Below are 23,923 nucleotides of genomic sequence, written 5' to 3'. Positions count from 1 at the left end.
TTAAGGCTACGCCACTGCGCGCGGCGATACAATCTGACCGGCTTAAGGTTAGGTAAAGCCGTGTGTGGCTAATAACTCAACCTGTTTCAATAAATTAAATTTATGACGATAAAAAAGAGTTGCACGGCGGACAGCGGATAGTTTAGCTTAATTGCCATACGGTTTTTTACCGACTTTTGCTGAGAGAAAACACCATGACACGCGTTCAGTTCAACCACCATCATCACCATCACCCTGACTAGTCTTTCAGGCGATGTGTGCTGGAAGACGGTTTGTTAATCTTCCAGTGGCGCGCAGAACGCAAGAGAGAGCCCTCGGAAGATTTCTTCCGAGGGTTTTTTTTTGGCTCCGGACAGACAGAAAGAATAGTTTTTACAATAAATTCATAAAATTACAGATTAAACAGAGGTTACCATGCTGGACAAGACACGTTTACGGATCGCAATGCAGAAGTCGGGCCGCCTGAGCGATGAATCCCAGGAACTGCTGGCGCGCTGCGGCATCAAGATTAACCTGCAGCAGCAGCGTCTGATCGCCTTCGCCGAAAACATGCCGATCGATATCCTGCGCGTGCGCGACGACGACATTCCGGGTCTGGTGATGGACGGCGTGGTCGATCTCGGCATCATCGGCGAGAACGTGCTGGAAGAAGAGCTGCTCAGCCGCCGCGCACAGGGTGAAGACCCGCGCTACTTCACCCTGCGCCGCCTCGATTTCGGCGGCTGCCGCCTGTCGCTGGCCACCCCGCTCGACGCCGAATACGCCGGCCCGCAAAGCCTGCAGGACGCCCGCATCGCCACCTCTTACCCGCACCTGCTGAAGCAATACCTCGACAAACAGGGCGTGCGCTTCAAATCTTGCCTGCTGAACGGCTCGGTGGAAGTGGCGCCGCGCGCCGGCCTGGCCGACGCCATCTGCGATCTGGTCTCTACCGGCGCCACGCTGGAGGCCAACGGCCTGCGCGAAGTCGAGGTGATCTACCGCTCCAAAGCTTGCCTGATCCAGCGCGACGGCGAAATGCCTGAAGCCAAACAGCAGCTGATTGACCGCCTGATGACCCGCATTCAGGGCGTGATCCAGGCGCGCGAATCCAAATACATCATGCTGCACGCGCCGAGCGAGAAGCTGGACGAGATCGTCGCGCTGCTGCCGGGCGCCGAACGCCCGACCATTCTGCCGCTGGCCGGCGCGCAGAACCGCGTGGCGATGCACATGGTCAGCAGCGAAACCCTGTTCTGGGAAACCATGGAAAAACTGAAAGCGCTCGGCGCCAGCTCGATTCTGGTGCTGCCGATTGAAAAGATGATGGAGTAACGCCATGTCGACCTTCAACACGCCGATCGATTGGGCGACGTGCAGCGCCGAACGCCAGGCCGAGCTGCTGATGCGTCCGGCGATCGCCGCTTCCGACAGCATCACCCGCACGGTGAATGAGATCCTCGACAACGTGAAGGCCAACGGCGATCGGGCGTTGCGCGACTACAGCGCCCGTTTCGACAAGGCGGAAGTCTCGACGCTGCGCGTCAGCGCCGAGCAGATCGCCGCCGCCGCCGCGCGGTTGGGCGACGACATCAAACAGGCGATGGCGGTGGCCGTCGCCAACGTGGAAACCTTCCACAACGCGCAGCGACTGCCGCCGGTGGACGTCGAAACGCAACCGGGCGTGCGCTGCCAGCAGGTGACCCGCCCAATCGACTCGGTGGGACTGTATATTCCCGGCGGATCGGCGCCGCTGTTCTCCACCGTGCTGATGCTGGCGACGCCGGCGCGCATCGCCGGCTGCCGCCGGGTAGTGCTGTGCTCGCCGCCGCCGATCGCCGATGAGATCCTGTATGCGGCACAGCTGTGCGGCGTGCAGGAAGTGTTTCAGGTCGGGGGCGCGCAGGCGATCGCCGCCCTGGCGTTCGGCACCGAAAGCGTGCCGCGCGTGGCGAAGATCTTCGGGCCGGGCAACGCCTTCGTGACCGAAGCCAAGCGGCAGGTCAGCCAGCGCCTTGACGGCGCGGCCATCGATATGCCGGCCGGTCCTTCAGAAGTGCTGGTGATCGCCGACGCCGGCGCCACCCCGGCATTTGTCGCTTCCGATCTGCTGTCGCAGGCCGAGCACGGCCCGGATTCGCAGGTGATCCTGCTGACGCCGGACGCGGCGATGGCGCAGGCGGTGGCCGACGCGGTGGAAAGCCAGCTGGCCGAGCTGCCGCGCGCCGACACCGCCCGTCAGGCGCTGGCGAGCAGCCGCCTGATCGTGGCGCGCGATCTGCCGGAGTGCGTGGCCATCAGCAACCGTTACGGCCCGGAGCACCTGATCATTCAGACCCGCAATGCGCGCGATCTGGTGGACGGCATCACCAGCGCCGGTTCGGTGTTCCTCGGCGACTGGTCGCCGGAGTCCGCCGGCGATTACGCCTCCGGCACCAACCACGTGCTGCCGACCTACGGCTACACCGCCACCTGCTCAAGCCTCGGGCTGGCCGATTTCCAAAAACGCATGACGGTGCAGGAGCTGACGCCGCAGGGCTTCAGCAACCTGGCCGCCACCATCGAGACGCTGGCTGCCGCCGAGCAGCTGATCGCCCACAAGAACGCCGTGACCCTGCGCGTCGCCGCCCTGAAGGAGCAAGCATGAGCATCGAAAAACTGGCGCGCGCCAACGTTCGCGAGCTGACCCCTTATCAATCGGCGCGCCGCCTCGGCGGCAAGGGCGACGTATGGCTGAACGCCAACGAATACCCGATCGCCCCGGAATTCCAGCTGACCGCGCAAACCTTCAACCGCTATCCGGAGTGCCAGCCGGCGCAGGTGATCGAACGCTACGCCGCCTATGCCGGGGTCAAGAAAGAGCAGGTGCTGGTCAGCCGCGGCGCCGATGAAGGCATCGAGCTGCTGATCCGCGCCTTCTGCGAGCCGGGCAAAGACGCCATTCTGTTCTGCCCGCCGACCTACGGCATGTACGCCGTCAGCGCCGAAACCTTTGGCGTGGAGCGCCGCACCGTGGCCGCCAAAGAGGACTGGCAGTTGGATCTGCCGGCCATCGCGGACAGCCTGGACAACGTGAAACTGATCTACGTCTGCAGCCCGAACAACCCGACCGGTAACCTGATTGACCCGGACTCTCTGCGCAGCCTGCTGGAGATGGCCAAAGGCAGAGCGATCGTCGCGGTGGACGAAGCCTATATCGAGTTTTGCCCGCAGGCCTCGGTGGCCGGGTGGCTGAGCGACTATCCGCACCTGGCTATTCTGCGCACGCTGTCGAAGGCCTTTGCGCTGGCCGGCCTGCGCTGCGGCTTTACGCTCGCCAACGAAGATCTGATCGCCCTGCTGCTGAAGGTGATCGCGCCTTACCCGCTCTCGACGCCGGTGGCGGATATCGCCGCGCAGGCGCTGAGCGCCGAAGGCATCCGCACCATGCGCCAGCGCGTCACCGACATCGCCGCCACCCGCAGCTGGCTGCAGCAACAGCTGGAAAAATGCGCCTGCGTCGAGCAGGTTTTCGCCAGCGACAGCAATTACCTGCTGGCCCGCTTCACCGCCTCAAGTAATGTGTTTAAAAGCTTGTGGGATCAGGGCATTATCTTACGAGACCAAAACAAACAGCCCGGGTTGTCCGGCTGCCTGCGCATCACCATAGGCACCCGCGACGAATGTCAACGCGTGGTGGACGCCTTGTCCGCCCTGCCCGGCGCCAACCAGACTCGCCAGGAGCCAATGTGAGCCAAAAAATCCTCTTTATCGATCGTGACGGCACGCTGATCGCCGAGCCACCGGAAGATTTCCAGGTTGACCGCCTGGACAAGCTGGCGCTTGAGCCGGACGTGATCCCTTCCCTGCTGGCGCTGCAACAGGCGGGGTATCAGCTGGTGATGATCACCAATCAGGATGGGCTCGGCACCGCCAGTTTCCCGCAGGAAACCTTCGATCCGCCGCACAACCTGATGATGCAGATCCTTAGCTCGCAGGGCATTCAGTTCGCCGACGTGTTGATCTGCCCGCACCTGCCGGCGGACAACTGCGACTGCCGCAAGCCGAAGACCGCGCTGGTGAAGGGTTACCTCGAACCCGGCGTGCTCGATACCGCCCACAGCTACGTGATCGGCGATCGGCCGACCGACGTGCAGCTGGCGGAAAACATGGGCATTCAGGGGCTGCGCTACCAGCGCGGCGTGCTGGGCTGGAAAGAGATCGTGCGCCAGCTGACCCTGCGCGACCGTCATGCGCGGGTTAACCGCGTGACCAAAGAGACGCAGATCGATGTCAACGTCTGGCTGGATCGCGAAGGCGGCAGCAAAATCAAAACCGGCGTCGGCTTCTTCGACCACATGCTGGATCAGATCGCTACCCACGGCGGCTTCCGCATGGAGATCGATGTCAAAGGCGACCTGTATATCGACGATCACCACACCGTAGAGGACACCGGCCTGGCGCTGGGCGAAGCGTTGAACAAGGCGCTGGGCGACAAGCGCGGCATTGCCCGCTTCGGCTTCGTGCTGCCGATGGACGAGTGTCTGGCGCGCTGCGCGCTGGATATCTCCGGCCGCCCGCACCTGGAGTACAAGGCCGAGTTCAACTATCAGCGCGTCGGCGATCTCAGCACCGAAATGGTCGAGCACTTCTTCCGCTCGCTCTCCTACACCATGGGTTGCACGCTGCACCTGAAGACCAAAGGCAAAAACGACCACCACCGGGTCGAAAGCCTGTTCAAAGTGTTTGGCCGCACGCTGCGCCAGGCGATCCGCGTCGAGGGCAATACCCTGCCGAGCTCGAAAGGAGTGCTGTGATGAACGTGGTGATTTTGGATACCGGCTGCGCCAACCTGGCCTCCGTCACCTATGCGGTGCGGCGCCTGGGCTATCAGCCGGAAGTGAGCCGCGATCCGGAGATCGTGCTGCGCGCCGACAAGCTGTTCCTGCCGGGCGTCGGCACCGCGCAGGCGGCGATGGATCAGCTGCGCGAACGCGATCTGATCGAACTTATCAGGGCCTGCACTCAGCCGGTGCTGGGCATCTGCCTCGGTATGCAGCTGCTGGCGGCCAGCAGCGAAGAGAACGGCGGCATAACGACGCTCGGCCTCATCGATACGCCGGTAAAGCAGATGACCGACTTCGGCCTGCCGCTGCCGCACATGGGTTGGAACCAGGTATCCGCGCAGGCGGGCCACCATCTGTTCCGCGGCATCGATGACGGCGCCTACTTCTATTTCGTTCACAGCTATGCGATGCCGATATGCCCCAGCACCATCGCTCAGGCGAATTACGGCGAGCCCTTCACCGCCGCCGTGCAAAAAGACAACTTCTTCGGCGTACAGTTTCATCCAGAACGTTCTGGAGCGGCCGGAGCGCAACTGTTGAAAAACTTTCTGGAGATGTAGGCAGCATGATTATTCCGGCTTTGGATTTGATCGACGGCAACGTGGTGCGTTTGCATCAGGGCGATTACGGCCAACAGCGCGACTACGGCAACGATCCGCTGCTGCGCCTGCAGGACTATCAACAACAGGGCGCCCAGGTGCTGCACCTGGTCGATCTGACCGGCGCCAAAGATCCGGCCGCGCGCCAGATCCCGCTGCTGCGCAAGCTGTTGGCGGGGGTTAACGTGCCGGTGCAGGTCGGCGGCGGCATCCGCAACGAGCAAGACGTCAGCGCCCTGCTGGAGGCCGGCGCCACGCGCGTGGTGATCGGCTCCACCGCGGTGAAACAACCGCAGTTGGTGCAAAGCTGGTTCGAACGCTATGGCGCCGACGCGCTGGTACTGGCGTTGGATGTGCGCATCGACGCGCAGGGCGTGAAGCGCGTGGCCATCAGCGGCTGGCAGGAGGATTCCGACGCCACGCTTGAACAGGTGGTAGAGCAGTTCCTGCCCTACGGGCTGAAACACGTGCTGTGCACCGACATTTCGCGCGACGGCACGCTGGCCGGTTCCAACGTGGCGCTGTATCAGGCGATCAGCCGCCGTTATCCGCAGGTGGCCTTCCAGGCCTCAGGCGGCATCGGCAATCTGGACGACATCGCCCAGTTGCGCGGCAGCGGCGTTGCCGGCGTGATCGTCGGGCGCGCCCTGCTGGAAGGTAAATTTAGCGTTGAGGAGGCGATTGCATGCTGGCAAAACGGATAATCCCGTGTTTGGATGTTAAAGACGGGCAAGTGGTGAAAGGCGTGCAGTTCCGCAACCACGAAATCATCGGTGACATCGTGCCGCTGGCGCAGCGCTATGCGCAAGAAGGCGCGGACGAGCTGGTGTTTTACGATATCACCGCCTCGAGCGACGGCCGGGTGGTGGACAAAAGCTGGGTGTCGCGCGTGGCGGAGGTGATTGATATTCCGTTCTGCGTCGCCGGCGGCATTAAAAGCGCCGAGGACGCCAGCCAGATCCTGTCTTTCGGCGCCGACAAAATCTCCATCAACTCACCGGCGCTGGCCGATCCCGATCTGATTAGCCGCCTGGCGGATCGCTTTGGCGTGCAGTGCATCGTGGTGGGCATCGATACCTGGTTCGACAGTGAAACCGGCAAATACCACGTCAATCAATATACCGGCGACGAGAGCCGCACCCGCGTCACCCAGTGGGAAACCCTCGACTGGGTGCAGGAAGTGCAGCGCCGCGGCGCCGGTGAGATCGTGCTGAACATGATGAACCAGGACGGCGTGCGCAACGGTTACGATCTGCAGCAGCTGCGTCGGGTGCGCGAGGTCTGCAAAGTGCCGCTGATCGCCTCCGGCGGTGCGGGCACGATGGAGCACTTCCTGGAAGCGTTCCGCGATGCGGACGTCGACGGCGCGCTGGCGGCATCGGTGTTCCACAAACAAATCATCAATATCGGCGAACTGAAAAGGTTCCTGGTCGAACAAGGCGTGGAGATTCGCGTGTGCTGACAGAACAACAGAGAAACCAGCTGGACTGGGAGAAAACCGACGGCCTGATGCCGGCCATCGTGCAACACGCCGTTTCCGGCGAAGTGCTGATGCTGGGTTACATGACGCCGGAAGCGCTGGCGACCACCGAGCAGAGCGGCAATGTCACCTTCTTTTCGCGCACCAAGCAGCGCCTGTGGACCAAAGGCGAAAGTTCCGGCCACTTCCTCAAGGTGGTCAGCATCACGCCGGACTGCGATAACGACACGCTGCTGGTATTGGCCAACCCGATCGGCCCGACCTGCCACCTGGGCAACAGCAGCTGCTTCCATCCGGCCGCCAGCGACTGGACGTTCCTCTATCAGCTGGAACAGCTGTTGGCGGAGCGCAAGCATGCCAGCCCGGACAGCTCATACACCGCCAGCCTGTACGCCAGCGGCACCAAACGCATCGCGCAGAAGGTCGGGGAAGAAGGCGTGGAAACCGCGCTGGCCGCCACGGTCAACGATCGCGAAGAGCTGACCAACGAGGCCTCGGATCTGATCTATCACCTGCTGGTGCTGCTGCAGGACCAGGATTTGGATCTGAGCGCGGTGATCGGCCGGCTGCGCGAGCGGCATCAGAAAAAAGCGTGACATTAAATCACGCGCAATAAAAAAGCCGCCGGGCGTTAACCTCGGCGGCTTTTTATTTGTTCACAAGCATCGAAAACAGCAGCAGAAGAGAATCAAAGCCCAGCCCCCACTACGTGATTCTTAATTTTTTCCGTTTTTGCGCGAAGGCCGGAACAGGGCCATCAGCCGCCATGGCCAAGAATTTACTATCTCACGATTGCGCATTTCGCACTCTCTGAGTTGATGCGTAAGCGACTCTATCTCGCTTTCAGCGGCTCTCAATTGGTGGCCTTTCTCGAGAATCACCCCTTCATGGGCTCTGAGTCGAGCCTCCAGAGCACTCAGCTTAGCCTCCATAGCTTGCTGTTCAGCATGTAGCTTCTGTTCCGCTTCCTCTTTACGTTTGAACTCGGCGCAAACGTCTTGGTAAGAGGTAGACAACATCTGATAAGACGACTCGGCCTCACGATTGGCAGAAGAGAGATCATAATTAGCAGAAACCAACTCATCGTTTTCATTCTGCAAACGTCGGCTTAAATAAAAGAGGTACTCATCCGCTGACAAACGATAAAGACTGTCGAAAAAAACTTGTGTTCTTTCTTCGTAAAAATCCTCGAACTTAGCACCGAGCTTATTCAGATAACTTCTGACATCATCATATAATGTGAAATAAGCCTTACCGTACAAGGTATTTAAATGCCACTCGAGAAATGAAGCCGAATAGTTGATAAAATCGGTTTTTCGTCCATCATAGATCCCTCTCTCAATCATTAAGGATCTCAATGCTTCCAACGCATCAATTGCACAGTGGTAGGACTTTTCGCGGGTATTAGACAGAGATGTCTCTCTGGAAACCGTGTGATCAATTAATACATCATCAAGAATACATATTCTTTCAGATAACAAAACGAACGCACAAATAAAATAGAGATCGTTTGAGGTTCTTATTTGCTGAAATTGCAAATTTTCAGCTAATATCCTCTCACGCTTCAACATTTTGTCCCAAGGCCACCAAATAAAAGCGTTGAAAAAATCCCTCTCGATCTCAATGGAAGAGAACACGTTTTTTTGTGGCAGCAGATCTGTGCGTATCGACCAGGGAATCGACAGATGCTTATCCTGCTGAACGTTATAAAACTGGCTTCTATAAATGACAACATCGGCATCATGCGATTTCGCCATTGAATAGGCTTTTTCCATCAGGTTTTCATCAACGAAATCATCATCATCGAGGAAAACAACAAACTCACCTCGGGCATGGCTTAAACCAACATTGCGTGCAGCACCGGCCCCACCACCTTCAATGCCGGAAAGCAATATAACCCTGTCATCCTCGGCGGCAATACGCTCCAGGATCGCCTTGGTACCATCCGTAGAATTATCGTCAACGATAATAATCTCGAGTTCTTTCAGCGTTTGCTTTCTGACTTTATCAATGACATCAAAAATATAAATCTCGGCATTAAAAACTGGCATAACTACCGAAACATAGGGTATCGTTTTAACTTCAGACATTATTATTCCACCATGTTCATTGTAATAAAGCCAACTTTTAGAATGACATTGGCCCCCAGCGAAACCTCCCGCGCTTGATCCTATAATCATATAATCGAAGGAGATTAAATGAAAAAAGCCTTATGCTACCGCATAAGGCCTATTTCTGATTATTTAATCTCTTCAACCTGCTTTTTTATTTCCGCAATTCTCTGCTCTTGCAGAATAAACCCAGACTCGATCATTCTCTCTAACTCTGACAAACGCCAATGAATGGAGTCCAATCTTGCATTATTTTCAATCAACAAAGCCCGCGTACTCTTACGATGTAGTCCGCGTTCGATAAACTTGTGCTTGCCTATACGCACCAGCATATTCAGCAACCCACCAGGCCCCAGTTTATCGTAGTTGAAGCGTAATTTTTCAGCCTTCGTTTTCGCTACCCAACCATTCATGACTTTTGAGAAATCTGCACTGCTTTCTTTCATCAGTGCAATAACGAGACCAACCGTTTTTCTGTCATAGAAGCGCGTGGACAAGTAAGACTGGATCTCACCTTTCTGATAGCGTTTTACGTGCGGCAACAGTGTTTCGTAGAACTCTGTGGAAAACGTAGGCGTAAGAACCTGGCTTACCCAAGCAATATGGCCAACCAGCCAGTTGAGTGAATACTCGCGGTATTGCGCCAGCATTTTTGACTTTTCAAGATAGTCAAAAATAACCTGGTGCTGCAGGAAAACACCGAGTAACCGATCCCCGCCGGCCATCATCGTCTGGCCAGCACGGTTACGGCGGTGATAGCAGAGCACTTCATCGATAAAGCAGACTTTATCTGACGTTAACGTGACAAACCAATGGAACCCATTATCTTCGAAGAAGTATTTCCCAACAGGGAATTTCAGATTATTGTCGGTAATGAGCTTCCGCTTGTAAATTTTACGCCATGGCACAGGCAACAATTCGAGAACTTTCTTCTTGTTCTCAACGCTGCGAATATCCCAAACGGGTTTGTTCGCTAATGTTGCCCAGGCAGGTTCATACGGCGCATTCTCGATGCCGGTTTCTGTCTCAAACTCGAGGAAGTTACACATCGCGACATCGGCATTTTCAGCCACTGCAATGTTATAAAGCTTCTCGAACATTGTCGGATCGTAAAGATCGTCACCATCGGCAAAACCAATAAATTCGCCCGTAGCGGCTTCCATGCCAATATTAGCAACGGTAGCAACCCCGCCAGGTGAGTTCTCTTTCATCAAAATAGGAATGATACGCTTATCTTTCTCGGCATAAGACTCGATAATTTTCGGCGTGCTATCTTTAGAACCATCATCCACTACAATGATTTCAATATCTTCTAGCGTTTGAGCTAGAACATTGTCCAAACATTCGCCAATGTATTTTTCGATGTTATAGGACGTGACAATGATAGATAATTTTGCAGTCATCTCAAAAAACCTTTTTATTAACTAAATACTCACACACTTTAGAATGAATATATTTATTTGTGTGGAAAACCTTTTGCAGATCACTGTAACTGCTCTGCAGGAAAACGTCTCTCACTTTGGAGACTAGTGCTGATTTGAAGTCAATAAATATATTTTCTTTTGCCCAATCAATCAGATTTACGCTAAACAAGAAGAAACTCGTTGTATAAACATCATAGCGCTTATCTGACTTAATATAGTCATATAACTCAGCAATAGCATCTACGCACTGCATACGTAACTGACTTTTATTATTAGTCACATTACTGCCTTCAGGACAAAGCATATAATTACATATTGCATCGTTCAGAATGGCAACTCTCTCTGCATTCATCAATATTTTCCAGTGCGGAAAAATATCTTCATGTAAACGTAAACTGCCAAACTTTATGTCATTATCCTTTAAAAACCGTGTTCTACAGATTTTATTCCAAGGATAGTTTGTTAGCGTCAGGAAATCGGGTAGCTTTTGCAGAGAAAGGATATCACCATATTTTACTCGCACTTCCTCAAACAACTTCTCATCGCCTTCCCACATGCCAATACTTTCTTTGGCTTTGCCATAAACGATATTGTACTGAGTTACGGCAACGTCCAGTTTTTCTTTTTCAAGCTTGGCGATGGCATTATCGGCCACATTAGGCAGCATAAAGTCATCGCTGTCGAAGAAGATCGTATACTCACCGCTCGCTGACGCCAAGCCTACATCTCTGGCAACACCCGGCCCCTGATTTTTCTCTTGCCTAATGAGCTTGATATTTCCTCTCTGAGCAAGATAACCCTCGATCACCGAGATAGTATTATCAGTAGAGCAATCATCGACGAGGATGATTTCATGTGTACTCTTAATCGCACGTAAAATAGAATCCAGGGTTGCGACAATGGAATTCTGAGCATTGTATACCGGGATTATTATCGAAATCTTAACACTTTCGCTTGCTGCGGAAGTATTACTATTAACGTCGATCATAGCATCCTTATTCATTCATTGAATCCACTTAAAAATGTCAGCCATATATTTGATGGTTGCGAAAATCATGCTATTTTTTTAGCGAATACATTTGCCATTTTAATTGATGGCAAGTCAATATACTTTTCAAAATAGTAAGAAAGCAACAGGCACACTGATACGGTAACTAACAATAGCATTATGAACGTAGACATGTGTATGTCACCATAATAACTCTTCGCTATTGCAGCAATAATATTAAGTATACAGACATGTACGACATATAACGGGAAAGAGATACGTCCCAAAAACTGCGCCAGCTTGTTTTCGAGCAACTTTTCACTCAAACTACTGCCTAAAATCGACATAAAAATCAGCATACTTCCTGTCAACATAAGCATTTGATAAGTATCTCGATATGAGCCAACGGAAATGTATTCAATGTATTTATAGATACCTCCATATAAATACACGCCATCCCGTTCATACGGCGAAGTTGCCAGCACAATGCCGATCAAAAACATAAGTGCACGCAGCACTCCATGGATTTTGAATTTATTGTCGATATATAAATCGTTTAAAATCATTCCAAAGACGAAGAGACAATAAAAGGAGCCCCATGCATAAAGGAAAGAGAAGACCAATGCATAAAATATTAGTCGCCTACGGTGCATACCGAAGAACGCAAGCAGACCAAAAACAATAAAAGATCCATAAAACTCGAAAGATATAGTCCACAGAGCATAATTATGCAAAGGCACATGTTGGAAAGGCGCGAAATACACCGCTTCAAGAATCGCTGGAATAAAACCGAGTTCAATCACATGGCCAGTTGTATACTTCAATATATAATATAGCAATGCACTCATCAGCATAGAGGCTAAAATAGGAAGAACCAGCCTTGGGTATCTCTTTACAACGCCATTGAATATGGCACTACCCTCGTGGGTTTTATTGAACTTAATCGAAAGAACAAAACCGCTTAGAATGAAAAAAATGCAAACAGGTGCAATTCCACTGTAAACTATATTTAATGGTGTCCATGCAATTAACCGCCGCAGCATTCCTCCAATATCGCTAAACGATGTATATCTAATATCTGGTTTATAGATACTGACGCAGTGATCAATAATAACAATAAAGCAGCATATACCCCGTAAACCTTCAAGATAGGTTATTTTTTTCATAAAAACCTTAATATGAACCTTTCTCTCTATCTAATAGTGTCGTAAAGAGTCAGCATATATATGCTGTCTTGATAATTTCGCAATATTGAAGACAGAGGGAATGACGCCAAATGAAGTAGTAACAATTAATGCAGAAACGGCTAGTAGGAATAATTAATTAAAGCCAAGAAAACCACCATGCCAGTAGCATGGTGGTTTAAAATATTTAATGATTACAGTACGTTAGTCTAACCATTCGGTGTGGAATACACCTTCTTTATCCGTACGCTTGTAAGTATGAGCGCCGAAGTAGTCGCGCTGCGCCTGGATCAGGTTAGCCGGCAGCACCGCTGAACGGTAGCTATCGTAGTAGGCGATCGCGGCGGAGAAGGTTGGCGTAGGGATACCGTTCTGCACGGCATAGGCCACAACATCACGCAGCGCCTGTTGGTACTCGTCGGCGATTTGCTTGAAGTATGGCGCCAGCAGCAGGTTGGCGATATCGGCGTCCGCCGCGTAAGCGTCGGTGATCTTCTGCAGGAACTGGGCACGGATGATACAGCCGGCACGGAAGATCTTGGCGATTTCGCCGTAGTGCAGATCCCAGTTGTTTTCTTTGGACGCGGCTTTCAGCTGAGAGAAGCCCTGCGCGTAGGATACGATCTTGCCCAGATACAGCGCGCGACGCACTTTCTCGATGAACTCGGCTTTGTCGCCGGTGAACGGTGCCACTTTCGGCCCGGTCAGCACTTTAGACGCGGCAACGCGCTGATCTTTCAGCGAGGACAGGTAGCGTGCGAACACCGATTCGGTGATCAGCGACAGCGGTTCGCCCAGATCCAGCGAGCTCTGGCTGGTCCACTTGCCGGTGCCTTTGTTGGCGGCTTCGTCCAGGATCACATCGACCAGGTATTTACCCTCTTCGTCTTTCTTGGTGAAGATGTCTTTGGTGATGTCGATCAGGTAGCTGTTCAGCTCACCCTTGTTCCACTCGGCGAAGGTTTCGGCCAGCTGCTCGTTGCTCAGGTTCAGCGCCTGCTTCAGCAGAGAATAGGCTTCGGCAATCAGCTGCATGTCGCCGTATTCGATGCCGTTGTGCACCATCTTCACATAGTGGCCAGCACCGTCAGCGCCGATATAAGTCACGCAAGGCTCGCCTTCCGCAACCGCAGCGATTTTCTCCAGGATCGGCGCTACCAGCTCGTAAGCTTCTTTCTGGCCGCCAGGCATGATGGAAGGCCCTTTCAGCGCGCCCTCTTCACCGCCGGAAACGCCGGTGCCGATGAAATTGAAGCCCTGGTCGGACAGTTCGCGGTTACGACGGATGGTGTCCTGATAGTAGGTGTTGCCGCCATCGATCAGGATATCGCCCTTGTCCAGATGCGGAGTCAGCGAGGCAATGGTTTTATCCGTCGCTTCGCCCGCTTTCACCATCAGCAGGATGCGGCGTGGTTTTTCCAGCGATTCAACAAACTCTTCAACGGTGTAATACGGCGCCAGGTTTTTGCCCGGATTCTCAGCGATTACTTCGTCAGTCTTGTCGCCAGAACGGTTGAAAATGGAAACGGTGTAACCACGGCTCTCGATGTTCAGCGCGAGGTTGCGGCCCATTACCGCCATGCCGACAACGCCGATTTGTTGCTTGGACATTTAGGAACTCCTGTCTGAGGATGACCCTGCTGGCAACGTCGGCCAGCAGGTTTTGTGATGTGGCACACATGTTAACTCAGGATTGAGCCGGGTGGGTAGTGATTGGTGCGATAGGCTTTGCAACAGATTACGAACCATCAAAAATTACACAATCGCGACAATAACAGCCGTTTAGGTTACAGCCATGACTCTTGCTTACAAATTTGGATTTTCCACTGTCCTTTTACCGAAAAACCCAACGCTCACACGACGCTCAATAACTTCCGGCTGCGATCGCACGCTGATAGAGCTTTAACGTGTCATCAATAACCAATGATGAGGCGAATTTGCTCTCGATACGCTCACGGCTGCGCACGCCCATCTCAACGCGCTTGCTTGGACTGGTAAGCAACTGCTCCAACTTCTCTGCCAGAACCTCGATATTGCGCATCTCCACCAGGCTGCCGGTGTACTCATCAATAATCAGACTTTGGCAACCACCCACGTCATAAGCGATGCAAGCACGCCCAACCGAAGACGCTTCCAGCAAAATACGCGGAATGCCTTCTGAATACGTAGAAGGCAGAGCGACAACGTTAGAGGCCTCAATCAGGCTGTAAACGTCGCTGCAACGACCCAACCAATTGATGAGCCCCTGCTGGTGCCATTCTTCTATTTGCGACAGCGGAATCGCATCCGGATCGTCAACAATGGAAATTCCCGCCACATTCAACACAAAATCCACGCCTTTCTGCGCCAAGCGCTTTTTCACCTCGACCAGATCGCCCAATCCTTTGCTCCAGAGCAATCGGCTGGCGAACAAGACGACCGGTTTTTCGCGGTTGATTTCTAGCGAGTAGTGATAAATATCGGGGTTAATGCCGGCACCATCGATAACAACCGTTTGGCTTTTTTTCGCTTCAGTCAGCGCAAGAAGTCGATCGCGGTCGTGTTCGTGCTCAAAGGCCAGCAAGCATTTTTTGTTCTTAAAGATATGATTGTACGAATGTAACGTCAGATAACGAATGACGTTCATTGACAATTTGTCTTCCATAAAGACACGCCCAAGCCCGACAAAGCCCAGAATAATCGGTTTGTTGTAAAAACGCGCAAAGAACCCCCCCATCAAACAAGGTTTGATAGTGATGCAATGCAGTACGTCTGGGTCAATTTTTTTGAGCAACGACCATACCTTGGCCAATGAACCAAAGAAGTTGAACGGGTTGATGGACAGCTCAGATACTGATGAATCGTGGCAGATAAAACCTTTATCTGCCAACTTTTGCTGAATGTCGTCTCCCACAAAGTGGCTAACAACGTGGATTTCATAGCCAGCAGCCTGAGCCGCCAGCGCTCTTTCAACCCAATGCAGTTCAAAGTACCAATCTGAGTTGATAAAATAACAAATCTTTTTCATTTAACTCTTACCGGCTAATGTTGTTTACCATTTTTACGTGATATACCGTCAACAATACCGCGCACTACGTATTTAATATATTCACCTTTTTTGCCTTGAGAGGTAAAAGAAAGTAAATATTTTGCAATACGTAACACGATAGCTCCGAGTGAGTAAGGTCTTTCATGTTTTTTGAAAAGCATCCTTGAGAGGAGCAGGTTTCTGACCAGATAGTAGACTTTCCAGGGCGGGTTTATCCCCCCTGGCCAGCAGGCACATCGTGCAGAAATACCAACTCTGGTGAGTACCGGAACCGATACCCTTGTTGACTCAACCTGTAAGAGAAGTAAAGATCATCATAATAAATAAAAAGTTCTGGCCAAATGTACTCAATGTTAGCGGCTAAAACGTCTTTGCGTATTATTGCACCAACAAATGAGAAAGTCACGACATCCGCAGGCTTAAGCTCTGCGGGGATGTAACGTTCGGGTCTGGCGATATAACCCAACGTGTTTACCAACGACGTAGGCATCTTGCTGAAAGGTACGTTCATTTTGCATAACGTCCCTTGTCTATCCAGGACTCGGCAACAGTAGGCCTCATAGTCGAACCGTTGCGCCAATTCAGCGAAACGTGTCAACAATGTGCGATCGGGATAAGCGTCATCATCGAACATAAACACCCAGTCGGTGTCTATCTTACTCGCAATATATTCACTTCCGAGCCTGAACCCGCCTGCGCCGCCGTCGTTTTGCGCAGCGCGTATGGCGTGCAAACGGCTATCTTCGATACTGTGTAGCCACGACTGCGTTTCGTCGGTCGACGCGTTATCGACAATGACAATGTCATCAAACGGCAACGCAGAGGTTGCCGCCCAACATTGTTTCAATTTTTCCAGGCGATTGAATGTAACAATTAACGCCGAACATCTCATCTGATGCTGACCGTGAATACTGGCATAGCGTTTTCTTGCTCCAGACTGGCCAGATAGGTTTCAGCCGTTTTCAGTGCTTCGGCAATGGTCACGTCCATATCCAGGTAGCGATACGTACCCAGGCGGCCAATGAAGGTAATATCATGTTCTTTTTCGGCCAAATCGACGTATTTTTCCAATAATGCCATTTCACCGACCTGACGAATCGGGTAATAAGGGATATCATTTTCTTCGCAAGCGCGGCTGTACTCTTTATAGCAAACCGACCCTTCGTGCTGTTCCCAAGGGGAGAAGTACTTATGCTCGGTGATGCGAGTATAAGGTACCGACTGTTCACAATAGTTCATCACCGCACAGCCTTGATAATCCCCTTCCACGGTAAATTTCTCAAAGTCCAGCGTACGGTAGCCGAGGCGCCCAAACTGGAAGTCATAGAACGCATCCAGCGGACCGCTGTAAAACACATGATCGTAGCCCTCACGATCCTGCATTTGGAACTGGGTATCCAACGTCACCGAGATATTCGGGTGATCCAGAATACCTTCCACCATTTTGGTATAACCGTCTTTCGGCATCCCCTGGAACTTATGATTGAAATAGTTATCATCATAATTAAAACGAATAGGCAGACGCTTCAGAATCGAAGCCGGCAACTGTGCCGGGGACATGCCCCATTGCTTGATGGTGTAACCTTTGAAAAAGGCTTCATACAGTTCTTTGCCGACAAAGCGCAGCGCCTGTTCTTCGAACGATTGCGGATCGGTGATACTGGAATCGCCTTTCTCGGCGATCAAGGCTTTCGCTTCCGTTGGTGAACAGGTTTTTTTGAAGAACTGGTTGATGGTGTGCAAATTGATCGGCAGCGAGAAAACCTGGCCGTTTACCGTCGCTTTTACGCGGTTAACATAAGGCATCATTGTGGCGTACTGATTCACAAAGTTCCAGACTTGCTCGTTGTCGGTATGGAAAATATGCGGACCATAGGTATGCACCATCACGTCCGTCTTTTCATCCCGAGCGTCGTAGCAGTTGCCAGCGATATGAGTACGGCGATCGATAATATGAATTTGATGGCCTTGCTCAGCCAATTTTCTCCCGATCACCGCACCGGAAAAGCCTGCTCCAACGATTAAAATTTTCTTACTGTTCATCATCTTATGATCCGCGAATTAGCTGTCTAAATTTGTAGTAGTATTTGGTCATTGCATTACGCCGCGTTGTCCCTTTCGGCGCTACACGATTAAGAATAAACATTATGGAGCGTTTCAATATCGGTGCCCCACTCTTCTTACGTGCGGGTGACGAATCCTTCCTCTCGCCTTGCAAGCGGGCATAAAGCTCCGGAGCCCAGGGCGTATTCAGTATATTCTTGTGATAATTATCGAAGAAATCAACGTAACGCGTATTCCACGGTTTATTCTCACCAGCGAAGTGAATCATCTTCGGATTGCGACGCGCCTCAAGGAAACGCATGTAGGTTGAAAATGGCAAATTGGGGAAAAATGTCTCTGTATTACCGTTACCATGATAGACATTCCATTCCAACGGCAAATAATGTACGCGGCCATGGAAAACTTTATTCATAATATCCTGATCGAGGAACCAGTATTGCTTACCCTGCATCGCCTCCATCAGGCTGGAAAAGGTATTCTCTTTATTCATCTGAACAATGTTAAATACCAATATTCCCGCTTGGAAATATTCATCTGGATTGATTAAACCCAATGAAGAAGAAAGGTACTCCTTCGCCGGCATCACTCCGTCACTGGATTGTGACATGGCGCCAAGCAAAACAAACCCTTCCATCACGATATCTTTTACCGCCGCAACCAAGTTATCGGCCAACGGGATATCGAGTAACTCTGCTAAATCATTCTCGACTACAGTATCCGAGTCAATAAAGATCACTTTTTCATACTCAGCAAACAGCCGAGGAATAAACAAACGTGCATAGGTTGCAGCACTGAAATGTGCACGCGTAAACGCATTCTTTATCTCTGAAAAAGCGTTAACATCAAAGAAGCGGAGATTGATATTGTCATGCTCAGCAAGCAGAGAGAAGAAACGTTGCTTATTCGCCTGAGACACTCCGTTCTCAAGCACCACCAAATCATAATTCAAAAGAGGATTAGCATGCTTAATGATAGAGTTGACTAATGCAGCCCCGCTAATCGCATAATTATCATCGAAGCAAATGACAACCGGTACATTATTATCAGAGAATGCAGGTTCCAGCGTCGCCGAGAAGGTTTCATTCTGAATAAAGGTTCTCTGCAGCTCTTTAATATTTAAGGTGCCAACTTCTCGCTTGTGACCAACATAAATGTTAAGTAACCGTTCTGCAATGTGGCCGACAACTCGCTTTTCCTGATCGCTGTAGTTTTTAAACCTCAGCCTCTCTTCCAACTTATCTAAAATAGAAAAGAGCCAGATTGAATAGTCCTCAAAGATGTCCTTTCTCATCACGAACATATTCGTATAATAACCATCTGAGGCTTGGTTAAATTTTTCTGCGGCAGTGATATATTCGGGATAAAGCTCTCCCAATACGGTCAATGCGGCATCATAGTCTTCGATATGCAAGTGGTTAGAGATTTTATAATGCTGATAATTATTTTTGCTACCTGCAGCACCAACATCCCATTTTTTAGGCAAAATAATGTCGACGCCTTCGAGACAAAGAGGAATCGTTTCATCATTCAAACCAAATTTATCTTGGTATTCTCGACTTACCTTCTCAGCACTCACCACGCCCCATCGGTCCTCCGGGGCCTGCTGATCGTTAGAGAAATTTAGATGACGCCGGTAGTGCATAAACCCAACATAGTCGGCTGGCTCTGCATTTTTCCATACCCAATAATGCGCAGTCAACTCACAATAGAATGGGTTTTTGAACGATATATTATCACCCGTATCATCACCAAGGCATCCAATCTCGGTAAGACTATTAGCCTTACCGACATGAATTGGTTGTATCCACTTTGAGTCGAGAAAAGCGCTAGGCTTGTGATGACACGTATATATTTTAATATTCTGCATTTGCACTACCTGGCAATCACGGTTATGAATTTCAACTCATTGCTTCTTTATATTGCGCTATAACAGTATGAGCCTCACCCATAACTTTCATCTTATGGTTTTCTATCCAGATGACTCTATCGCAAATTTTTTCGATATCACGAAGATTATGGCTAACAAAAAGAATTGTCACCCCTTTCTTCTTGAACTCATTAATAGTTTCGAGACATTTGCGTTGAAACGAGATGTCCCCGACTGCCAAAACCTCATCGATAATCAGAATATCTGGATCAACCTGCGTAATGACAGAGAAACCCAGCTTCGCCAACATACCGCTGGAGTAAACTCGGATGGGCTCGTCAATAAATTCACCCAGCTCGGAGAACTCGATGATTTTATCCAAACGCTGCTTCAACTCCTTACGACGAAGGCCTAACAGCGTCGCATTCAGTCGAATATTCTCACGGCCAGTCAGCTCGGGGTGAAACCCACCGCCTAACTCCAGCATCGAAGCCACACGGCCAACTACATGAACAGAACCGGATGACGGTTTCATCACACCGGCGACCAAACCAAGCGACGTACTCTTCCCCGCACCGTTTCGGCCAATAAGCGCAACCGATTCGCCTTTTTTAACCTGGAAACTGATATCTTCAATCGCCAGATAACTACGACCGCTCAGTAAGCTTAGTGCACGACGCGGGTTAAAAATCAGCTCTTTAATGCCAGATCCAATATGATGGTATAATGGATAGCGCTTAGTCACATTTTTAAATTCTATAGCTACGCTCATTATAATATCTCTGCAAATCTGTACTTCAACTTATTGAAAATGCTGACACCAATGATAATGAACAGCAACGCATATCCGTAAAGCATGCCTATCTGGTGATAATCAATTACGCCATTCATAAAAAGATCACGCCAGCTCAGTATCATGTTAGCCAGTGGATTAAAATCAATCAGGAAGCGATATTGTTCAGGAATCATATCACCGGAGTACAAAATCGGCGTGCAGTAGAACATCAGCATGATACCCAGCGTGATGAAACGTTCCAGATCGCGGAAGAAAAGGTTCAGCGTCGATAACATCATCGCGATCCCGAAGGTCATCATCATCTGCGCAATGCCGATAAGCGGAACCCCCCAAAGCCAATCAATTGATGGACGCATGTCATAGACATAGAGAAAGAAGATAATGACCGGAATCGTGCAGAGGAAATGCAGACACTCCATCAGGACATTACTAAAAGGAATGACCGAACGCGGAAATACGGTTTTTTTGATGATCTGTGCGTTTGCGATAAACGAATACAAGGAGTTAGTCGTTGAGCTGGCAAACCACTGCCAAGGGAACAGGCCTGTAATAATGAAAATGGTATAGTTTGGTATTTGAACCCGCATGACCAATTTAAAAATAAAATAATAGATCATAGCAAAGAGTAATGGATTAGCAATTGACCATAAATAGCCAAAGAAGCTGCTTTTATATCTTACTTTTAATTCTTTCTCTGTGATGACCGAAGCCAAATCCCAAAGATAACCTAAGCTATACTTCATATAAAAACTCGATTTAAGATTGAAATTCCCTGACAGATGAAACATGGCCGTACGTCTTCAGGTCCAGCGTAGCCAGATGGCATGACGGGTAGAATGCGTTGCTGAACTAATCGCAACCACGCTACCGCCCCTGGCATTGCGGCAACCAGAGCACACTTAAAACAACCTGTTGATTTTACTTCATAACCGGGAAAACTTCCTGCACCCAGTTCGCTACACAGCGCGATGAGCGCGTGTAACCTGCCCTCAAGCTACATCCAGCCAATTCATTTTACTTTAGGAATCGGCTGGATTCGTCAGGTATAGCAGACGCTTAAGCCTGCAACATCCCCTTTAACCACTCAGAAAATGCTTCACCCTGCGTCGGATGACGAAGACCATACTCAACAAAGGCCTTCATATAACCTAATTTATCACCGCAGTCATGCGAACGCCCAACCATGGCGAAAGCCTCAACCGGTTTTTGCTCCATCAGCATGGCGATAGCATCGGTAAGCTGGATCTCACCGCCAGCGCCATAAGGCGTTTTTTCCAGCAGCGGCCAGATATCAGCAGCCAAAACATAGCGGCCAACGACAGCCAAATTTGAAGGAGCCTCTTCCTGCGAGGGTTTTTCGACGATCGCATGCATCGGCACGCTTTGGCCTGGCGCCACGGCCACGCCGCGACAATCAACCACGCCGTATTTGGACACGTCTTTTTCTGGCACAGGTTCTACCATGATCTGGCTGCGACCGTGCGCTTCAAATTCAGCGATCATGCTGGCGAGGTTATCTTTCGTTAGATCAGAGGCGATGTCGTCCATCAGCACATCCGGCAGCAACACGGCAAACGGCGCATCACCGATCAGGGGTCTGGCACAGAGTACCGCATGGCCCAACCCTTTGGATTGCCCCTGCCGCACATGCATCAGGGTCACGCCTTTCGGACAGATAGACTGAACTTCTTCCAGCAGTTGGCGCTTAACGCGTGACTCCAGCATGCTTTCCAATTCAAACGAGGTGTCAAAATGGTTTTCAATAGCATTTTTTGACGAGTGCGTAACCAGAATAATCTCTTTAATACCGGCGGCGACGCATTCATTTACGATGTATTGGATAAGAGGTTTGTCGACAACCGGTAGCATTTCCTTAGGAATCGCCTTAGTGGCCGGTAACATGCGGGTACCAAGACCGGCAACGGGAATGACAGCTTTCAGCATATCTGTGGGGGCTCCCAACGACTTCAGTTTCATTAATGCAACATGTCAAAATTATCGCGATAACATTTCGACGTTATCGCCGTCCTCGGTTATGCAACCAAGAGACCTCTATTTTCTTCGGGCTGAATTATACACCCATGTGGGAAGTTAATACATTAACGCCACATAGACAAAACGTCATTTGTCTATGCAGTAACCGCCAGCCACCAAGAAAAATCCTAACACACTGAATAACAATAAAAAATAAACCATTCATGCTTTCAAAATTGTCCTAAAAACCTCCTGACGCCAGGTGCCGTTTTTGCTACCGCAGGGTAAGAGTGGCCAAAAAAAGCAAAATTTAATAAGCACGCTAATAAAAACACTGGTTAATTGAGAATGATTATTAATTACAAAAAAAGTACTCCCCGGTATCTTCATGACCAACAACGAAAAAGCCCACATCGAGATGTGGGCTTTTTCGTTGCTTAACTTTATATCAGTTTTCTTACTTATACCCTTGCGGATTTTTCTTCTGCCAGTTCCAAGTGTCGCGCATCATGTCATCAATATTCCGACGTACTTTCCATCCTAGCTCTTGATATGCCAGATCCGCGTTCGCCCAGAAAGCAGGCAGATCGCCGTCGCGGCGAGGCAAGATTTGGTAAGGGATCGTTACGCCGGAAGCTTTTTCAAATGCCTGAACCATCGCCAACACCGAGTGCCCTACACCGGCCCCCAGGTTATAAGCCTTAAATCCGCTGATCTTCGCCAGATGATCCATCGCTTTGAGATGACCGTCGGCCAAGTCCATAACGTGAATATAGTCGCGCTCGCCCGTGCCGTCTTTTGTTGGATAGTCACCACCGAAAATACCCAACTTCTCCAGTTTGCCGATAGCCACCTGCGAAATATAAGGCAGCAGGTTATTGGGAATACCGTTAGGATCTTCGCCGATCAAACCCGATTCATGAGCGCCGACCGGGTTGAAGTAACGCAAGGCAATAATCGAAAACTGCGGTTCAGCCTTAGCGAAATCCTGCAGGATCTGCTCCACCATCAGCTTAGACGTGCCATAAGGGCTGGTCGTGCCGCCGATCGGTGTCGTTTCAACATAAGGCACCGGCGAATTGGCACCATAGACAGTGGCGGAGGAACTGAAGATGAAATCATGTACGCCGGCACGGCGCATAGCATCCAACAGTACCAGCGTGCCGGTGACGTTATTCTGATAATACTCAAGCGGTTTGCGCGTTGACACTCCAACAGCCTTGAGGCCGGCGAAGTGGATCACGGCAGTGATATCATGCGCGCCGAAGATACGATGCAGGCATTCAGCATCCTGAACATCGCCTTGATAGAACACCGCGGCTTTCCCCGTCAGTTTCTCCACGCGCTGCAATGACTCCGCAGATGAGTTGGACAAATTATCCAGCACCACAACGTCCTCGCCACGCTCCAGAAGCGATAGCACGGTGTGCGATCCGATGTAACCAGCGCCACCGGTAACTAAAATTGCCATATCAACCCCTTACGCTTCGATAGCATCGAAGCATAGTTACTCGTTCTATAAGAAGACCGTTTGTTTCATGAGACGTTCACGCAAACCATCCATTGATGACAAAACGCATAATACAGCTCAATGGTTCACGCA

General features: G+C 50.7%; 23 protein-coding genes and 1 other annotated feature. Of the genes, 9 read left to right on the top strand and 14 right to left on the bottom strand.

Annotated features, from left to right (window positions below):
* Positions 1 to 194 precede the first annotated feature (194 nt).
* The 9 genes from hisL to hisIE all read left to right on the top strand — a co-directional run bounded on the left by hisL (position 195) and on the right by hisIE (position 7,480).
* Positions 195 to 242: a his operon leader peptide gene (hisL, locus tag ACORQT_RS07895; protein ID WP_100396937.1), complete on the top strand. Its 48-nt coding sequence runs from the start codon at positions 195 to 197 to the stop codon at positions 240 to 242.
* Positions 218 to 344, top strand: a sequence feature (His leader region). (Overlaps the previous gene by 25 nt.)
* A 70-nt stretch (positions 345 to 414) precedes the next feature.
* Positions 415 to 1,314: an ATP phosphoribosyltransferase gene (gene hisG, locus ACORQT_RS07890; protein ID WP_015377256.1), complete on the top strand. Its 900-nt coding sequence runs from the start codon at positions 415 to 417 to the stop codon at positions 1,312 to 1,314.
* Positions 1,315 to 1,318: 4 nt separating this feature from the next.
* Positions 1,319 to 2,626: a histidinol dehydrogenase gene (hisD, locus tag ACORQT_RS07885; RefSeq protein ID WP_042784060.1), complete on the top strand. Its 1,308-nt coding sequence runs from the start codon at positions 1,319 to 1,321 to the stop codon at positions 2,624 to 2,626.
* A complete protein-coding gene (hisC, locus tag ACORQT_RS07880; protein ID WP_072627990.1) occupies positions 2,623 to 3,711 on the top strand; it encodes a histidinol-phosphate transaminase in 1,089 nt (362 codons plus the stop codon). Before hisD ends, hisC begins: the two co-directional genes overlap by 4 nt.
* Positions 3,708 to 4,775, top strand: coding sequence for a bifunctional histidinol-phosphatase/imidazoleglycerol-phosphate dehydratase HisB (hisB, locus tag ACORQT_RS07875; RefSeq protein ID WP_015377254.1), 1,068 nt, complete (start codon positions 3,708 to 3,710; stop codon positions 4,773 to 4,775). The genes hisC and hisB overlap by 4 nt, the downstream gene beginning before the upstream one ends.
* Positions 4,775 to 5,365 carry an imidazole glycerol phosphate synthase subunit HisH gene (gene hisH / locus ACORQT_RS07870; RefSeq protein ID WP_021504315.1) on the top strand — a complete coding sequence of 197 codons (591 nt, stop codon included), beginning with the start codon at positions 4,775 to 4,777 and terminating at the stop codon, positions 5,363 to 5,365. The genes hisB and hisH overlap by 1 nt, the downstream gene beginning before the upstream one ends.
* Before the next feature lie 5 nt (positions 5,366 to 5,370).
* Positions 5,371 to 6,108 (top strand): 1-(5-phosphoribosyl)-5-[(5-phosphoribosylamino)methylideneamino]imidazole-4-carboxamide isomerase, encoded by a 738-nt coding sequence (hisA, locus tag ACORQT_RS07865; protein ID WP_042784058.1) that lies wholly within the window; start codon positions 5,371 to 5,373, stop codon positions 6,106 to 6,108.
* Entirely contained in the window at positions 6,090 to 6,866 is a 777-nt protein-coding gene (hisF, locus tag ACORQT_RS07860) for an imidazole glycerol phosphate synthase subunit HisF (RefSeq protein WP_033642483.1), read from the top strand. Before hisA ends, hisF begins: the two co-directional genes overlap by 19 nt.
* The gene (gene hisIE, locus ACORQT_RS07855; protein ID WP_015377251.1) at positions 6,860 to 7,480 is read left to right on the top strand and encodes a bifunctional phosphoribosyl-AMP cyclohydrolase/phosphoribosyl-ATP diphosphatase HisIE; all 621 of its coding nucleotides are present in this window, start codon (positions 6,860 to 6,862) and stop codon (positions 7,478 to 7,480) included. The genes hisF and hisIE overlap by 7 nt, the downstream gene beginning before the upstream one ends.
* A 120-nt stretch (positions 7,481 to 7,600) precedes the next feature.
* Here hisIE and ACORQT_RS07850 read toward each other — a convergent pair whose 3' ends face one another.
* The 14 genes from ACORQT_RS07850 to galE all read right to left on the bottom strand — a co-directional run bounded on the left by ACORQT_RS07850 (position 7,601) and on the right by galE (position 23,791).
* On the bottom strand, positions 7,601 to 8,974 hold the full coding sequence (locus ACORQT_RS07850) for a glycosyltransferase (protein WP_164057317.1): 1,374 nt from the start codon (positions 8,972 to 8,974) through the stop codon (positions 7,601 to 7,603).
* 149 nt (positions 8,975 to 9,123) lie between these two features.
* Positions 9,124 to 10,398 carry a glycosyltransferase gene (locus ACORQT_RS07845; RefSeq protein ID WP_042784056.1) on the bottom strand — a complete coding sequence of 425 codons (1,275 nt, stop codon included), beginning with the start codon at positions 10,396 to 10,398 and terminating at the stop codon, positions 9,124 to 9,126.
* A 1-nt stretch (position 10,399) separates the two neighbouring features.
* Positions 10,400 to 11,422: a glycosyltransferase family 2 protein gene (locus ACORQT_RS07840; RefSeq protein WP_164057316.1), complete on the bottom strand. Its 1,023-nt coding sequence runs from the start codon at positions 11,420 to 11,422 to the stop codon at positions 10,400 to 10,402.
* A gap of 50 nt (positions 11,423 to 11,472) precedes the next feature.
* Positions 11,473 to 12,573 carry an acyltransferase family protein gene (locus ACORQT_RS07835; protein ID WP_099817909.1) on the bottom strand — a complete coding sequence of 367 codons (1,101 nt, stop codon included), beginning with the start codon at positions 12,571 to 12,573 and terminating at the stop codon, positions 11,473 to 11,475.
* Between the two features lie 222 nt (positions 12,574 to 12,795).
* A complete protein-coding gene (gndA, locus tag ACORQT_RS07830) occupies positions 12,796 to 14,202 on the bottom strand; it encodes an NADP-dependent phosphogluconate dehydrogenase (RefSeq protein WP_042784055.1) in 1,407 nt (468 codons plus the stop codon).
* A 253-nt stretch (positions 14,203 to 14,455) separates the two neighbouring features.
* Positions 14,456 to 15,598, bottom strand: a complete 1,143-nt coding sequence (locus ACORQT_RS07825) for a glycosyltransferase family 4 protein (protein ID WP_033650622.1) — start codon at positions 15,596 to 15,598, stop codon at positions 14,456 to 14,458.
* Between the two features lie 14 nt (positions 15,599 to 15,612).
* Positions 15,613 to 15,735 (bottom strand): hypothetical protein, encoded by a 123-nt coding sequence (locus tag ACORQT_RS07820; protein WP_444859353.1) that lies wholly within the window; start codon positions 15,733 to 15,735, stop codon positions 15,613 to 15,615.
* 95 nt (positions 15,736 to 15,830) lie between these two features.
* Positions 15,831 to 16,511: a glycosyltransferase gene (locus tag ACORQT_RS07815; RefSeq protein ID WP_444859352.1), complete on the bottom strand. Its 681-nt coding sequence runs from the start codon at positions 16,509 to 16,511 to the stop codon at positions 15,831 to 15,833.
* Positions 16,508 to 17,662: a UDP-galactopyranose mutase gene (glf, locus tag ACORQT_RS07810; protein WP_033650766.1), complete on the bottom strand. Its 1,155-nt coding sequence runs from the start codon at positions 17,660 to 17,662 to the stop codon at positions 16,508 to 16,510. The genes ACORQT_RS07815 and glf overlap by 4 nt, the downstream gene beginning before the upstream one ends.
* 4 nt (positions 17,663 to 17,666) lie before the next feature.
* Positions 17,667 to 19,550: a DUF4422 domain-containing protein gene (locus tag ACORQT_RS07805; RefSeq protein ID WP_033650765.1), complete on the bottom strand. Its 1,884-nt coding sequence runs from the start codon at positions 19,548 to 19,550 to the stop codon at positions 17,667 to 17,669.
* Between the two features lie 31 nt (positions 19,551 to 19,581).
* Positions 19,582 to 20,322, bottom strand: a complete 741-nt coding sequence (locus ACORQT_RS07800; RefSeq protein ID WP_033650620.1) for an ABC transporter ATP-binding protein — start codon at positions 20,320 to 20,322, stop codon at positions 19,582 to 19,584.
* Positions 20,322 to 21,089 (bottom strand): ABC transporter permease, encoded by a 768-nt coding sequence (locus ACORQT_RS07795; RefSeq protein ID WP_019454384.1) that lies wholly within the window; start codon positions 21,087 to 21,089, stop codon positions 20,322 to 20,324. Before ACORQT_RS07795 ends, ACORQT_RS07800 begins: the two co-directional genes overlap by 1 nt.
* Before the next feature lie 313 nt (positions 21,090 to 21,402).
* Entirely contained in the window at positions 21,403 to 22,290 is an 888-nt protein-coding gene (gene galU, locus ACORQT_RS07790) for a UTP--glucose-1-phosphate uridylyltransferase GalU (RefSeq protein WP_033650619.1), read from the bottom strand.
* Between the two features lie 487 nt (positions 22,291 to 22,777).
* Positions 22,778 to 23,791, bottom strand: coding sequence for a UDP-glucose 4-epimerase GalE (galE, locus tag ACORQT_RS07785; RefSeq protein WP_444859351.1), 1,014 nt, complete (start codon positions 23,789 to 23,791; stop codon positions 22,778 to 22,780).
* Positions 23,792 to 23,923: the final 132 nt, after the last annotated feature.

The organism is Serratia sp. (in: enterobacteria) (assembly GCF_052400455.1).
Lineage (GTDB): Bacteria > Pseudomonadota > Gammaproteobacteria > Enterobacterales > Enterobacteriaceae > Serratia > Serratia ureilytica.
The sequence above is the reverse complement of the archived record's forward strand: the minus strand, read 5'-3'. Positions and strand labels throughout refer to the sequence as shown.

What these genes read in the sequence shown, in the direction of transcription:
- hisH (WP_021504315.1), top strand. Translation starts at nt 4,775, where the DNA reads ATGAACGTGGTGATTTTGGATACCGGCTGCGCCAACCTGGCCTCCGTC.
- glf (WP_033650766.1), bottom strand. Translation starts at nt 17,662, where the DNA reads ATGAACAGTAAGAAAATTTTAATCGTTGGAGCAGGCTTTTCCGGTGCG.
- ACORQT_RS07815 (WP_444859352.1), bottom strand. Translation starts at nt 16,511, where the DNA reads ATGAGATGTTCGGCGTTAATTGTTACATTCAATCGCCTGGAAAAATTG.
- gndA (WP_042784055.1), bottom strand. Translation starts at nt 14,202, where the DNA reads ATGTCCAAGCAACAAATCGGCGTTGTCGGCATGGCGGTAATGGGCCGC.
- hisD (WP_042784060.1), top strand. Translation starts at nt 1,319, where the DNA reads ATGTCGACCTTCAACACGCCGATCGATTGGGCGACGTGCAGCGCCGAA.
- ACORQT_RS07835 (WP_099817909.1), bottom strand. Translation starts at nt 12,573, where the DNA reads ATGAAAAAAATAACCTATCTTGAAGGTTTACGGGGTATATGCTGCTTT.
- galU (WP_033650619.1), bottom strand. Translation starts at nt 22,290, where the DNA reads ATGCTGAAAGCTGTCATTCCCGTTGCCGGTCTTGGTACCCGCATGTTA.
- ACORQT_RS07825 (WP_033650622.1), bottom strand. Translation starts at nt 15,598, where the DNA reads ATGAAAAAGATTTGTTATTTTATCAACTCAGATTGGTACTTTGAACTG.
- hisG (WP_015377256.1), top strand. Translation starts at nt 415, where the DNA reads ATGCTGGACAAGACACGTTTACGGATCGCAATGCAGAAGTCGGGCCGC.
- ACORQT_RS07805 (WP_033650765.1), bottom strand. Translation starts at nt 19,550, where the DNA reads ATGCAGAATATTAAAATATATACGTGTCATCACAAGCCTAGCGCTTTT.
- hisF (WP_033642483.1), top strand. Translation starts at nt 6,090, where the DNA reads ATGCTGGCAAAACGGATAATCCCGTGTTTGGATGTTAAAGACGGGCAA.
- hisC (WP_072627990.1), top strand. Translation starts at nt 2,623, where the DNA reads ATGAGCATCGAAAAACTGGCGCGCGCCAACGTTCGCGAGCTGACCCCT.
- ACORQT_RS07795 (WP_019454384.1), bottom strand. Translation starts at nt 21,089, where the DNA reads ATGAAGTATAGCTTAGGTTATCTTTGGGATTTGGCTTCGGTCATCACA.
- galE (WP_444859351.1), bottom strand. Translation starts at nt 23,791, where the DNA reads ATGGCAATTTTAGTTACCGGTGGCGCTGGTTACATCGGATCGCACACC.
- ACORQT_RS07845 (WP_042784056.1), bottom strand. Translation starts at nt 10,398, where the DNA reads ATGACTGCAAAATTATCTATCATTGTCACGTCCTATAACATCGAAAAA.
- hisA (WP_042784058.1), top strand. Translation starts at nt 5,371, where the DNA reads ATGATTATTCCGGCTTTGGATTTGATCGACGGCAACGTGGTGCGTTTG.
- ACORQT_RS07800 (WP_033650620.1), bottom strand. Translation starts at nt 20,322, where the DNA reads ATGAGCGTAGCTATAGAATTTAAAAATGTGACTAAGCGCTATCCATTA.
- ACORQT_RS07840 (WP_164057316.1), bottom strand. Translation starts at nt 11,422, where the DNA reads ATGAATAAGGATGCTATGATCGACGTTAATAGTAATACTTCCGCAGCA.
- ACORQT_RS07850 (WP_164057317.1), bottom strand. Translation starts at nt 8,974, where the DNA reads ATGTCTGAAGTTAAAACGATACCCTATGTTTCGGTAGTTATGCCAGTT.